The 12,427-nt window shown below is 46.0% G+C and carries 15 protein-coding genes; 7 read left to right on the top strand and 8 right to left on the bottom strand.

The window, feature by feature from the left end:
- The first annotated feature begins 177 nt into the window (after positions 1–177).
- On the top strand, positions 178–1,170 hold the full coding sequence (locus AK963_RS19195) for an SGNH/GDSL hydrolase family protein (protein ID WP_139117523.1): 993 nt from the start codon (positions 178–180) through the stop codon (positions 1,168–1,170).
- Between the two features lie 308 nt (positions 1,171–1,478).
- On the top strand, positions 1,479–2,165 hold the full coding sequence (locus AK963_RS19200; RefSeq protein WP_139117524.1) for a hypothetical protein: 687 nt from the start codon (positions 1,479–1,481) through the stop codon (positions 2,163–2,165).
- Positions 2,166–2,193: 28 nt separating this feature from the next.
- On the opposite strand, the gene AK963_RS19205 is transcribed toward AK963_RS19200, so the two are convergent.
- Both AK963_RS19205 and AK963_RS19210 read right to left on the bottom strand, forming a co-directional pair.
- A complete protein-coding gene (locus AK963_RS19205) occupies positions 2,194–2,664 on the bottom strand; it encodes a VanZ family protein (RefSeq protein ID WP_066017053.1) in 471 nt (156 codons plus the stop codon).
- A complete protein-coding gene (locus tag AK963_RS19210; protein ID WP_066017054.1) occupies positions 2,625–3,281 on the bottom strand; it encodes a pseudouridine synthase in 657 nt (218 codons plus the stop codon). The genes AK963_RS19205 and AK963_RS19210 overlap by 40 nt, the downstream gene beginning before the upstream one ends.
- A 92-nt stretch (positions 3,282–3,373) precedes the next feature.
- Between AK963_RS19210 and AK963_RS19215 the strand changes: the two genes are divergently transcribed.
- Positions 3,374–4,822, top strand: a complete 1,449-nt coding sequence (locus tag AK963_RS19215; RefSeq protein WP_066017055.1) for a DASS family sodium-coupled anion symporter — start codon at positions 3,374–3,376, stop codon at positions 4,820–4,822.
- Positions 4,823–4,863: 41 nt separating this feature from the next.
- On the opposite strand, the gene AK963_RS19220 is transcribed toward AK963_RS19215, so the two are convergent.
- On the bottom strand, positions 4,864–5,061 hold the full coding sequence (locus AK963_RS19220) for a DUF2788 domain-containing protein (protein WP_066017056.1): 198 nt from the start codon (positions 5,059–5,061) through the stop codon (positions 4,864–4,866).
- A gap of 209 nt (positions 5,062–5,270) precedes the next feature.
- Between AK963_RS19220 and AK963_RS19225 the strand changes: the two genes are divergently transcribed.
- Complete coding sequence (locus AK963_RS19225; RefSeq protein ID WP_066017057.1) at positions 5,271–5,633, top strand: hypothetical protein; 363 nt, start codon at positions 5,271–5,273, stop codon at positions 5,631–5,633.
- Positions 5,634–5,687: 54 nt separating this feature from the next.
- Positions 5,688–6,794: a hypothetical protein gene (locus AK963_RS19230; RefSeq protein ID WP_066017058.1), complete on the top strand. Its 1,107-nt coding sequence runs from the start codon at positions 5,688–5,690 to the stop codon at positions 6,792–6,794.
- A gap of 53 nt (positions 6,795–6,847) precedes the next feature.
- Here AK963_RS19230 and AK963_RS19235 read toward each other — a convergent pair whose 3' ends face one another.
- The 5 genes from AK963_RS19235 to AK963_RS32245 all read right to left on the bottom strand — a co-directional run bounded on the left by AK963_RS19235 (position 6,848) and on the right by AK963_RS32245 (position 9,748).
- Positions 6,848–7,456, bottom strand: coding sequence for a DUF416 family protein (locus tag AK963_RS19235; RefSeq protein WP_066017059.1), 609 nt, complete (start codon positions 7,454–7,456; stop codon positions 6,848–6,850).
- Positions 7,457–7,530: 74 nt separating this feature from the next.
- A complete protein-coding gene (locus tag AK963_RS19240; RefSeq protein WP_066017060.1) occupies positions 7,531–8,058 on the bottom strand; it encodes a hypothetical protein in 528 nt (175 codons plus the stop codon).
- A 308-nt stretch (positions 8,059–8,366) separates the two neighbouring features.
- Entirely contained in the window at positions 8,367–8,933 is a 567-nt protein-coding gene (gene efpL / locus AK963_RS19245) for an elongation factor P-like protein EfpL (protein WP_066017061.1), read from the bottom strand.
- A complete protein-coding gene (locus AK963_RS19250; protein ID WP_066017062.1) occupies positions 8,887–9,306 on the bottom strand; it encodes a DUF3301 domain-containing protein in 420 nt (139 codons plus the stop codon). The genes efpL and AK963_RS19250 overlap by 47 nt, the downstream gene beginning before the upstream one ends.
- A 253-nt stretch (positions 9,307–9,559) precedes the next feature.
- On the bottom strand, positions 9,560–9,748 hold the full coding sequence (locus tag AK963_RS32245; protein ID WP_139117526.1) for a hypothetical protein: 189 nt from the start codon (positions 9,746–9,748) through the stop codon (positions 9,560–9,562).
- Positions 9,749–10,016: 268 nt separating this feature from the next.
- On the opposite strand from AK963_RS32245, the gene AK963_RS19255 reads away from it, so the two are divergent.
- Together AK963_RS19255 and ggt are read left to right on the top strand one after the other, a co-directional pair.
- Positions 10,017–10,595: a hemerythrin domain-containing protein gene (locus tag AK963_RS19255; RefSeq protein ID WP_066017063.1), complete on the top strand. Its 579-nt coding sequence runs from the start codon at positions 10,017–10,019 to the stop codon at positions 10,593–10,595.
- A 264-nt stretch (positions 10,596–10,859) separates the two neighbouring features.
- Positions 10,860–12,317 carry a gamma-glutamyltransferase gene (ggt, locus tag AK963_RS19260; protein WP_238593786.1) on the top strand — a complete coding sequence of 486 codons (1,458 nt, stop codon included), beginning with the start codon at positions 10,860–10,862 and terminating at the stop codon, positions 12,315–12,317.
- Positions 12,318–12,427: the final 110 nt, after the last annotated feature.

Consider the following 12,427-nt stretch of genomic DNA (forward strand, 5'->3'; position numbering starts at 1 on the left):
TTGAGAACCTTATTTCCGAAGATTAAAAAAACGGAAAGCGTATAGTTGTGTGATTTTGAAGATTTAAGTTGGACTTACCATCATGCTAGTAATTTGAGATAGCTTCTTACAAAGTCGCACATCGCGTTAAGCATTGAAAAAGAATCATTAACTGCTTTTCTGGATTTTACCCGGCAGTTGCCAATCCCGGTTTTACCTGATCCTAAATACTATTTGAAAGGGATGTTTACGGGAGGAGTTGAGTATAAGGGTGTCTGGCCCGACTACCTTCATCATATGCTCGGGGCGAGTCTTGATAATCGTGCCATGGCCGGTAGCTGGACATTATGCGCACCCCAGAAATTTGAGCACCCCGGTGACCTTATTCACATAGCTCATGGCATTGAAAGCCTGGGTGAAGACTTTGTGTCTGGCAGTCTGGTTCCCCCATGTGAAGGTCTGATTATCAGTGCATGGTCACAGGAAAAGCTCGCTTTTGACGGGGCAAACACTCTGGTGATCTTTTTTAACAGTGCCAATGATTACCTGAATGGCTGGCCGGATTCCAAAGAGGTGGTGAATAAGTATGTATCGGATATTACCCGCTTGATCCGCTTGGGAGCCAGGCATGTCGTGGTGATAAACCTTCCCGATATCAATTTAACACCCAGATACCAGTCTGCGCCGGAACCCACTCGCGCCTGGATGGCCAATGCCGTTCAACAAAACAATAGTGAGCTGCAGACAGCATTACAATCTGTTCGTGAGCGTTATGAGGACACACAGATTATTGAGCTGGATGCAGCAACCATGATGAGTCAGCTGATATCGGGAGCTTCCCGGCACGGAATCATTACGGATAAACCATGCCTGGGAATAACAGCAGGGTTGCCAGATATTGATGCGTATAAGGAACATTATGGCGCGGGACTGGTTAACCAAATTATGAAGAACCCGTCTCTGGCGGATGCAGCCCAGGTAGTATCTCACACTGCAGCAGGTAAAGAGGTTCCCCTCTGTACTAACCCGGATGACCACTTCTTTTTTGATACAGTTCATCCAACTGCACACACACATTTTGAGATTGCCTGGTATGCCTGCAACTTGCTGAGTAATCATGGAATTGCCTGCTCGACGGGTGTGGCTCAGCCTCTGGTAACTGCTCCCCGCCCCATAGAGAGCTGGCAATAAAAAGCTGAGTCTCAACTGGCATTGGGAAGAGGGGGCATACGTCTGTTTCTATTTTTCGAATGTTCAATCATTTGACTGGTCTGAACTAATTGTCAAAACAAAAGTCCACTTCTGAATTCACTGATTATTCAAAGAACTGGGGGTGGGTTTTGTCTGATATGCCAGGGGTTTCCAACACCGTAAAGAAGTTGACCTTTTTCGTACCTATATTTTTATTCTGCTTGAAGGGGGAAGCATTTGAAATTGATATCACAGGATTCTCTGCACATATCGACAGGGGTTTCCATCAGGAGAACTCTGGAATTCTGTTGGATAGCGATGGCCGCTTTGTTCTTAATCCTGGTATTGCAGGAAAAGTCATCTTAACAGGCTACGAAAGCGAGTGGGGGGATATTGATCTGCTCTGGCAATTCGGCGGTATGCTTGACTGCCGTTTTGTTCCCATGATTTTCACTGGGCCTATTCTTCGTTTCTCTTTCCATTTATCCGAACACTGGAGTATTGATCTGAATCTGGCACTTTCAATTATGGGGACTCTTCAATGGGGCGGGAATTTTGATTCAGGTGCTGTTCTTCCTCTTATCTATCCTTCCATTCGCTATCGGGATGAAGATGGACGAGGGGTGAGTGCTAACCTGGCCTTCGCGCCGAAGAATTCTGGCTTTATCCCGGCTGCTGGCAGTAATCTTTTATTTCTATTTGGGAGTTTCGTTTTCCCTTCTATTAAGCCTTCAGTTGCTTTACTAGGCCTGACCAGGGAAGAACAGAACCTGTTCAAGCGTACGATGGACAGGGATGGTATTAAGGTAAAAGCTTTCCCTGACGTAGACATGCTGACCAGCCGTGTTTCTGATGGCTATAGCCCCAAGATGATTGTTGTTGCTGATAAGGAGGCTAACGATAATCTCAAGGTAGTAAGGAATTCAGGAGGTGAAATCATTCCTGTTGTGCTCTTTGACCGCTCCCTTCTTCCTCTTAGAGCCTACAAGGACTGAGGTGATGTGCATGGAATACCGGTTGGCTTCAAAGGTTCGATGTTATTTCTTCAGTGAGTGCTTCTTTATATCGCCAGCGAACTCTTAAGACAGGGATTCGTTTAAAAACAGGAATTAATAACCAATACATGAGGATGCCAAGGCAGTTTGCGACGATATCCCAAAACGATGGGTGGCGATAGTCAGTAAGGGATTGCAGGCCTTCAATCCACATACCATATAAAGCTGCGATGGAAGCTTTTTTCAGGTTGAACCTGTCCTGATAACAAAAGCCATCAAGAAGGCCTGAAATAACCAGGAAAGCAATGCAGTGAGCTATTTTGTCAGCAGCGACGGGTAACTTCCAGAATGTCAGATCAACACCTCTGAAATTATCTATTGGCAATAGGGACAAAATAGTGATCGCTGTCAGGGTTATGGCTAATGCCGCCCTGCTGACCGGTAAGTAGTGCTGAAGAATTATTTCTTCCAGTGACGGTGCTTTCCTGATGTTTTCCACTTCACACTGTTTGATCTATTTTTATTGAGTTTGTCTTTCAGTGAAGCAGGAATTTCCAGCTCACGCCAATGGCCTGGCTTAAGGTCGTCAATTTTCCATGACCCAATCTGGCACCGAATCAGTCTGAGTGTTGGATGACCGATAGCCGCGGTCATTCTTCTTACCTGACGGTTTCTACCCTCCTTTATCGTTAATTGAATCCAGCAGTCTGGAACCGACTTTCTTTCCCGTATAGGAGGCACTCTGTCCCAAACATCAGGAGAATCAATGAGTTCTACCTGTGCCGGGAGTGTTGGGCCATCGTTTAGAACTACTCCGGTACGAAGGTTGTCTAAAGCTTGAGAGTCTGGGATTCCCTCAACCTGAACCCAGTATGTTTTGGGCATCTTGTGCTTTGGTGAGGCAATCAGGTTTTGCAGCTGGCCATTATCCGTTAGCAGTAATAACCCTTCGCTGTCTCGATCCAGCCTGCCTGCTGGATATATGCCGGGAATATGAATGAAATCCTTCAGCGTTTCGCGACCTTCCTGGTCGGTAAACTGGGTTAGAACACCGTAAGGTTTATTAAAAAGGAGTAATCGGCTTTTTTTGGAAGGACGTATAACGTAGGCCTGCATGGGTAATCACTGATGAGAAAAGTCAGAATTATAAATGCAGGAGAACCTGTCGACTAGACTACGGCAATTACCATGCTTTTAAAGGGGGTTTTGTGAGTACACCACCAGTAAGCAGTGAACACATTCGACAGCGGGTGATTGACTTGAAATCCATTATCCGTTTTTTAGCTCCATTGCTACTGGGGGGGGCGTTATGGATACTTCCGGCTCCGGAAGGTCTGGATCTGCAGGGCTGGCATATGCTGATTATTTTTTTCAGCACCCTGCTGGGGGTAATGGTCACTCCAATGCCCATGTCAGCAATCACCCTGATGGGAGTTACAGCCCTGGGGTTGACCGAAACACTGACACTCAAGCAGGCACTGGCGGGTTATGGTGACCCTGTTACTTGGCTGGTGGTTCTGGCTTTTTTCATCTCCCACGGGTTTATAAAAACCGGGCTTGGGCTCAGAATCGCCTACTGCTTCATGCGTATCATGGGTAAGAAAACCCTGACTTTGGGTTATGGCCTGACCCTGACGGATATGCTGCTTGCTCCAGCAATGCCAAGTACTACCGCTCGTGCAGGCGCTGTGGTGTATCCGATTATGCAATCCATTGCCACTGTCTATGACAGTAAACCGGGAGCTACTGCTAACAGGATGGGGGCCTTTCTGGTCATGATTGTCTTCCATGCCAATGCTATTACCAGCACCATGTTCCTGACAGCAATGGCGGGTAATCCCCTGGTAGTCAAGCTTGCAGGCACTCAGGGGATTGAGCTGAGCTGGGCTATGTGGGCATTGGGAGCATTGTTACCCGGTATTGTCTGCCTTATCTTAATGCCACTTTGTCTTTATCGAATAACCCCCCCTGAATTGAAAGAAACCCCCATGGCCGTCAAGGTGGCCCAGGATGAACTCCACCGTCTGGGTCCTCTGACAAGGGATGAATGGATTATGGCTGGTACATTCCTGACTCTGCTTGTTCTTTGGATATTTGGTCACCAGCTTGGCTTTTCAGCAACACTGGTTGCTATGGTAGGGGTCTGTATTCTGCTGTTAAGTGGTGTGCTGAACTGGGATGATGTTCGTGGCAATAAGGGGGCCTGGGATACCATGATCTGGTTTGGTGCATTTATCACCATGGCTCATTACCTCAGTGCCTTTGGCGTAGTGAGCTATGTCAGTGATCAGGTTGGAGTCCTGTTTGGAGGATTGCCTGCCTGGCTGACAATGATCACCATCTGTGGACTGTACTACTTTTTTCACTATTTCTTTGCTGCATCAACCGCTCAGATCAGTGCCATGTATGCCAGTTTTCTGTTGATTATGCTCAGTGCTGGTGTTCCCCCACTCGGAGGAGCGCTGATGCTTGCCTATATGAGCAATATTTGTGCAGTTGTTACCCACTACGGGAATGGGCCAGCCCCCATACTCTACGGTGCTGGCTACGTATCACTTTCCACATGGTGGAAAGCAGGGCTGATAATGAGTCCGTTATATTTGTTGGTCTGGCTGGGTTTAGGTAGTCTCTGGATGTCCTGGCTAGGCTATTTGTAACCATGAAGTGGCTTGAGCATCTATCATGGTGCTGCTGCCACCTACACAATCATCTCAACAAGAAAGGTTTTGATCAGGAAACCCAGGACACCAAGGCCGAGAGCTCCAAAGAGTACAAATGTACCCCATTTTCCAGCATTGGATTTTTTGGCCAGGTCATAAACGATAAAGGCCATAAATAAAACCAGCCCACTGATTAGAATCTGCAGCATTAAGGTTTCGAACTCAGCAACGTCCATAGAACCTCCAGAATTTTTGCCGATATTGTAGGCACTTTACTGCCGACTCGCCAATGTTGAATGCAACAGGGTCCCCCTCTGATTGATGCTTCATATCGAAGCTCTGTGACCTTTAAGCATCAACAGACCTACATAGATTTGTCCTCAGACCGATATAGGTATCCAGAGAGTTTCAAAATGACCTGATCAAAGGCTATCTGGGGGGAGATATGGCGCTCAAACTCAAGCTGGTGGATATCACCAAGCTCAAGAAATCCAACTATCTGGGATCTGAAACATCTAAGGCCGCCATTCGTGAGGCAAAAGTGATGCTGGATAAGCAGGAAGAATTTATGAAGAACGGGGGGATGGATCGACAGAAGCTGCGCGCTTTTATTAACAGCGACTTCTGGACATCCCGGCAAAAGCAGAAGGCCAGGGAAGAGCTGCTGAGTTTTCACAACGATTTAAAAAGCAACATGGCCAATGAAGCTACAGCTAAGCGCAAAGAACTTAAAAGTGCCGGTAGCCTGCTCAGACAACGCAAGGTTAACAAGGCTTCCTCCGTCAGGAAACGTTCCGGATTTGTATAAGCCTTAAACGGATCAGCGTAAAGATAATTACTGCTTTTCAGGGATGAGATCAGCATGAATAACGTTAATGGCGTTAACACGAGTAATGATGTAACCACGCTAAATCCGGCGGAAATGAGTCAGCAGGATTTTATCGCTGCAGTCTATCTTGAGCGTGGAGAAATGCTGGATGCAGAAGTTCGTCGCATCATTGGTGAAATGGATACCAGCAACCAGTATATTGATACGATCAATACGCTGATTGGTAAAGCCAACGTTGCCGAGTATGGAACAACGAACTATTCAGCCCCAACCTGGAGTACGAATGGTAATAATGTCATTCTGGATAATGGTTATGGTCTGAATTTTCAGCCGGATGGCAATGGTGGAACGACTTTCACTATTCTGGATGCTGATGGAAACCAGTTAATTTATCAGAACCAGACCCTGATTCCTGTTCCTCAAGGGGCAACGGTGGATGCTCTTGAAGTCGGTATTCCTGTCATGAGTGATATGAGCTTTATTCTCGATGACGGAACAGAAATTACTTTTGGTACGGGTACACCTGACACCCCTTTCAATTCGACAGACTTCTCCGGTGGGCTTGCAGATATCACCACGATCACCATTAAGCGTGGTAATCAGGGGATGACCATCTCGAATATTGATTCCGCTACACCAACCATCGGAGCACCTAACCTGAATGGTCTAGCGATAGATGCCAGTGATAATGATGGTTATATATTGCTTGAAGCCGGTGGAATGCATGCCTGGGAGTATAATGGGTCAGGCACTGGCAGCATTACTGAGACGAACCCAAATGATCCTGCTGATCAGGTGAGTGGGTATTTTGCCCGTAAACTGGCTTTTGAGCAGGATCTCACTAACGAGTTCTCAGGTTCAATTCCCTTTATGACCCAGAAAGAAATAGACCTGTTAACGGAAGAACTGAGAATTTCGTTCAGTGACGCCAGTGGTACAGGAAACCTTACTCAGGAAGAGTGGGTAGCATTAAAAGACAGCCTCATTAATGCCCGGGATAACCTCAATGGGAATAATCAGCTGCAGACTGTTCAGTTGCAAAGGGCGATGCAGACGTATAATCAAAACTATGAAGCGATGTCCAACTCCCAGCAGAAGATATACTCCCTGCTCAGGGATATCATTTCTAATGTGAAGTAACCCTGGTATGAGGTCAACCGGTATTTACTGTGTAGAAGTAAATACCGGTTGATTCAATCAAGACTGATTCCCAGTTGACTGACGCCATCGTTGGCAGAAAGTAGCCGAAGCTCTTTGGTAAACTCTTTAGATGGTTTCTTTTGCTGACTGACCATCCAAATTAACTCGTGAATAAAGCGAAGTTGAAACTCAAATAGCTCATGCTCTTCAATATACTGAGTCAGTTCTGTCCCTTTAAGCTCTGCTGCTTCAGTGTATTTTATGAACTTGCCAATCGTGCTGAGTGACACCGTCAAAGCACTGGCTGCTTCGTCAATGGATGCTTTCATGGCACAGTTGATAGCGCAGTTGAGGCTTACCGAAAAGTCCAGTGCCGGCTGAACACCAAACATATCAAAATCCTCAGGTATCGGCGTGTTTTCATCCAGTCGTTCCAGCAGGCGTTCGAAGTTTTTTGAGGATTGAAGTCCCGCTGTAAAGTCCCAGAGCATGTTCAGGCAGTGCCGTACATCATCAGGCTGTCCAAATTCTGCAAGCTCTGCAAAAAGAGCAAAGTTCGGCCAGGCTCTCTCAGTAACTGCTGTAGCCAGCGTTGTCAGTTGCCAGGGGGAGAGTAATTCAATTTGGCGGGAATATTGAGCGTAAAGTTTGCGGGTGTTCAATGATGCTTACCATTAGGAGTGATGCCGCGGGCATTCTATCATTTCTTATTGACAGCGACATCACCACTTTTAAATTACAGGGACCATTTAAACTGTAGCTGGACGGAGTTGAAATTGTAATTGGAGTTCAACTCAACAGAGCCTCCATCTGGTAAGCAGCTGCCTGCAGTAATTCTATTGGTCTTAAATCTCAGCTCCCCACAGTCACCGAACGAGTATCGTGTGTTCTTCTTGATAAAATAGATACCCTCTCTGACCGACTCTCCAAGACCAATACTGTCCAGTCCGTAAAGTATGGCAGAGCCAGCAACCTGATTGCGGATTCTGCCCGGATCATCAATGGTCTTGTAAATGAATGAGCCGATACGCTCTTCATTTATTTCTTTTCTCTGTTTGAAAGTAAATTCTGTTTTTTTACTTTCGCTTTGATAAGCCGGTACTTGATAATAATAATCAATGGAAGAAACATCTTTTGAAAACGGGGTTCTGTAATTCGTTACCATGAACATGGACTGATCAGCTGATGAATAGGCTATAAAGCCCATGGCCATCGACAAGTACATCGTTCGAAAAATGTATTGAGCAATATCTCTTATATTCATGGCCTTCTTCCTTGAGTTGATTTGTTTATGATGTGTCCATTTGTTTCTCCAAAAGAGATTTCTGGTTTTTGATGTTAATTAAATGGTTTACTATATTATTTAATTCATCAAAAACGTAATGCTTAAAACAAATTGTTTTGAATGCATACCTGTATATTAGGTTCTTAATGAGCAAAAATAACTTGAACAAAGGTATTATATTTCGATTTAGTATAATATTTGGCTTGTTTTAGTCTTTAAATTGAATAATAAAATATTCTTATATTTCGAATTTGGTTTCCGGAGAGGATCTCCGGAAACTATTGGGGTCAGGCTCGGGACATGAACTTCCCGGTTTCTGTATTGATTTTAATGACTTCACCGTTACTGAGATACTCTGGAACCTGCACCTCAAGGCCTGTGCTGACACGGGCTGGTTTTGTTCTTGCAGCTGCCGAGGCCCCTTTTATGCCAGGAGCAGTATCGACAATTTCCAGAGCAACGGATGCAGGCAGGTCAATTGCCAGCAGCTGGCCATCAACAAGCAGGGCTGTCAGGCCTTCCATATTGTCAGCTATATAGAGAAGCTGATCCTCAATCGTGCTGGCATTGACGAGGTACTGGGAATAGTCCTCTGAATCCATGAAAGTGCACTCATTACCTTCACGGTAGAGAAGAGTTACGGCTCTTCTCTGCAGATCCACATCGGCGAGAAGAATATCTCCGGTCAGCGTCTGCTCCAGTTTCTGGCCACCAGGAACAGAATTGAAACGAACCTTGTACAGGGTCTGTGCGCCTCGGGCAGATGGGCTTTTAGCCTCAACCTGACGAACCTGATAATACTGGCCTTCAATGTCTACAATCTGGCCTTTTTTCAGTTCTCGAGCGTAAGGCATTGGATTCCTCGGAGTAGCTGGTATGCATATAAAGACGGTTGGAGTGATGATTGCTCTGGTCAGTACCACTTTGATCCGGATAGTCAAGCTCCAGGGTCAGAAGCCTCTGCCCGGACAGGCAGATAAAGCCTGTTTCCCGGGTTGTTCCGTCGAGGGTAAATTCGAACCGGAAAGAACGTTTGATGACTATCTGACCAGAAAAGCCACGGGCAAGCCTGCTTCGATAACGAATAACCGAGTCATCCAGAAATTGCACATTCATATCCCGACAGGCCTTTTTGCTAAAGGCAACCGCAGTCTCTTTTGCCTTGGCCGTATCAAACCAGTAATAGAGAAGGATAAAAAGCAGAGTCAGCCAGAGTAAAGCATCCATCGGGGTATTTTAAATTGATTATTGCTGCTAATAAAGAGAACAGTGAGTTAAGTACTGTTCAATGTATACCGGATTGCGGTTTAAGCAGCAGGTCAAATGGAATCTTTCTGGCTTAGTGGACCGTTGCTATGCAAGGCACAGCGCAGGGAGCACAGCCGTAGCTATGTGACTGAAGTTGTAACGCCGCAGAGTAGTTGATCACTCAGTCAGAAAGTATGGCTTCATTTGGTTAACTGCTTATAGGTGAGGGGCATCAATGTAGATTCCTTGGGTTACTTGATTTTCCAACAACCTTTCCTTTCTTGTCGAGAATTTTATCTCTCGAATCTACACGGTATATCTGTCTCAAATACTCTTTTTGAATCGCTTTCTCATCAATAAGGGGCTTGATATCAACTCCGGCGTATTCCAGGTATTCAAGCATGTACAGGGGGTTCGGCACAATAACCTCCGGACCAGTTACATCGTGCGCGGTAGCTTACCTGTCGACATGGCTCTATTTGTTGATGCAGGGCATAAAAAGGGCGCCTTATCGTGAAAGTGTTTTGAAAACTAACGTAAACCGGTGATTACACTTGTTATCTGTCAATTTCATGAAAAATAGTTCATGGTATTCTTTAAAACGGGGAAAATTGACTTGCGTCAATACTCGAAAAGAGCTGGGCCTATAAAAAAGAGTAATAGAGAATAAATATCCAGGGGAATGCTATATGACGACAGTAATTGACCGAATAATCAAAGATCATCAGCATATGGCACGTTTGCTGGACTATCTGGATTACGAGGTATCTGGCTACCGGGAAGGCAGTGAGCACAATCCTCAACTTAACATTATCATTGAAGCACTGGATTATATGCATAACTATCCAGATGCATTTCACCATCCTCTTGAGTCCAGGTTGATGGCTCGGCTGCGTCCCCGGCTGGCCAGCAAAGAAGAACGGATTCAGTTTGATATGATTGAGGACCAGCACAGGCAGATTTCGGCAATGACTCAGAAGCTTGTGGAGGCTTTCAATACCGTTGCCTCTGATCAGGTTGTCCCGATAAACCTTCTTCTGGCTGAATACACGCTTTACAGCGAATTGCAGCGGGAGCACATGGACTTGGAAAATCAGTTTATGATCCCGGCAATGCAGGATCTATTGACTGTTGATGATCTGGTACTGGTTGATAATGATCTTAAACAGATGTCCGATCCACTTTTTGGTTCTCATTTGTGGGAGGTATATCAAGATCTGTACAGGTATGTTACTGAGCGGGAAAACGCGCTTGAGCCGGTTATTTGATTTTCAGCCTTATTCATAACCTTTCTACTCTACCAGCAAATTGAAAGTTAAGAATTTGCTGGCAGTTCTGTACTGAGACTACTAGCCGTGACTTAGTTTCTGGCTTGTATCTTCACTCTTACCTTCCTTGCTATCTTATCGTGGTCGTAAAACGCGTTAGCGCTAATGCTTGGAAGATGATAATTGTATAGGTTTTGACAACTTTTTATTTCTCTATCGATCAACATGGAGTGATGTTGGTAGAGAAGTGAAAGAGAGGGGGGCATGATAAAACCAATAACATGGATTGTTGTGGGTATCTTCTGGGTACAAGCTCGATGCATTCTGGCAGAAACAGCTCCTCCGGGAGAGATTGCGCCTGAGCCTGGCACAGGTAATACGGAACAGGAACTGGTGAAGGCTTCCAGCTATATGATAGCAGCAGCTAACCCGTATGCCGTGAGTGCAGGTTATGACATTCTCAAAAAGGGTGGCTCTGCTATTGATGCTGTCATTACCACTCAGCTGGTACTGAATCTGGTCGAACCCCAGTCTTCAGGCATTGGAGGGCTGGGGTTAGTCGTTTATTTTGATAATAACTCCAGGCAGTTATCAACCTGGGAAGGTCGTGAGACTGCACCGGAGTTGGCAAAGGCAGATCACTTTCTTGATAAAAAAGGCGAGCCTCTGGCCTTTTATGATGCTGTTGTGGGCGGGCACTCTGTGGCGACCCCGGGTCTTCTCAAATTGATGTACGAAGTGCATCAAAAGCACGGGAAACTTGATTGGAAAACGTTGTTCGAGCCGACGATAAAACTGGCTCAAGAAGGATTCATTGTGTCACCAAGACTGGCCAGGCTTGTTGCTATGGATCAGACACGTTTAAGCCGGTACGAAACCACGAGAAACTACTTTTATCCTGAAGGTCGTCCTGTTCAGGAAGGAGAGCTGCTGAAAAACCTGCCATTTGCCAGTACTTTGTCTCTTATTGCCGGTAGCGGAATTGACCCTTTCTATCGGGGCGAGATTGGTCGTGATATCGTAACAACGGTGAACTCAGTGACGGATAACCCTGGCCTCTTGAGTATGAGTGACCTGAGCGGTTATGAGGTTAAAGAACGCGACCCGGTCTGTATGGATTACCGAGGAGACCTGATTTGTGGTATGGGGCCTCCGAGTTCGGGTGGGCTGACCGTGGGGCAGATTCTTGGGATGCTGGATCACTACGAGCTGCCTGAGCTGGGTAAGGATAATCCTGATAGCTGGCAACTGATTGGTGATGCAACGCGCCTGGCCTTTGCCGATCGTGGACTGTATATCGCTGATCCGGACTTTGTTAATGTGCCGGAGGGGTTACTGGATAAATCCTATCTCCTTGAGCGAAGCCAGCAGCTCTACACTGGAAGGCCTTTGAAAGAGGTTGCACCGGGCTTGCCACCTGGAGTTGACGATATAAGTCAGGCTCCCGGTGAAGCACTGGAACTGCCGGCAACCACACATATCAGCATTGTTGATAGTGATGGCAATGCTGTGGCGATGACATCCAGTGTCGAGAATGCGTTTGGTTCACGGCTGATGGTTCGGGGTTTTCTATTGAATAACTCCATGACGGATTTTTCGCTCAGTCCATCAGTTGATGGAAAACTGGTTGCTAATCGTATAGAGCCAGGGAAGCGGCCAATGTCCTCTATGTCTCCTACTATCGTTTTACGTGATGGTCAGCCCTTGTCATCACCGATGTAATAAGTCTTCAAAACACCAGTTTAATTTGACCTCCCGATTAACCCTTTTCTGGCCGATTGTTTTCCTGTTGGTATCAAGCAGGGAGCAGCGCCATGACCAATCGAGAGGAC

Source organism: Endozoicomonas atrinae (assembly GCF_001647025.1).
Lineage (GTDB): Bacteria > Pseudomonadota > Gammaproteobacteria > Pseudomonadales > Endozoicomonadaceae > Endozoicomonas > Endozoicomonas atrinae.

Excerpts from the sequence above, each read along its gene's own strand:
- AK963_RS19250 (WP_066017062.1), bottom strand. The coding sequence starts at position 9,306 with ATGGATGCTTTACTCTGGCTGACTCTGCTTTTTATCCTTCTCTATTAC.
- efpL (WP_066017061.1), bottom strand. The coding sequence starts at position 8,933 with ATGCCTTACGCTCGAGAACTGAAAAAAGGCCAGATTGTAGACATTGAA.
- AK963_RS19210 (WP_066017054.1), bottom strand. The coding sequence starts at position 3,281 with ATGCAGGCCTACGTTATACGTCCTTCCAAAAAAAGCCGATTACTCCTT.
- AK963_RS19225 (WP_066017057.1), top strand. The coding sequence starts at position 5,271 with ATGGCGCTCAAACTCAAGCTGGTGGATATCACCAAGCTCAAGAAATCC.
- AK963_RS19230 (WP_066017058.1), top strand. The coding sequence starts at position 5,688 with ATGAATAACGTTAATGGCGTTAACACGAGTAATGATGTAACCACGCTA.
- ggt (WP_238593786.1), top strand. The coding sequence starts at position 10,860 with ATGATAAAACCAATAACATGGATTGTTGTGGGTATCTTCTGGGTACAA.
- AK963_RS19220 (WP_066017056.1), bottom strand. The coding sequence starts at position 5,061 with ATGGACGTTGCTGAGTTCGAAACCTTAATGCTGCAGATTCTAATCAGT.
- AK963_RS19255 (WP_066017063.1), top strand. The coding sequence starts at position 10,017 with ATGACGACAGTAATTGACCGAATAATCAAAGATCATCAGCATATGGCA.
- AK963_RS19240 (WP_066017060.1), bottom strand. The coding sequence starts at position 8,058 with ATGAATATAAGAGATATTGCTCAATACATTTTTCGAACGATGTACTTG.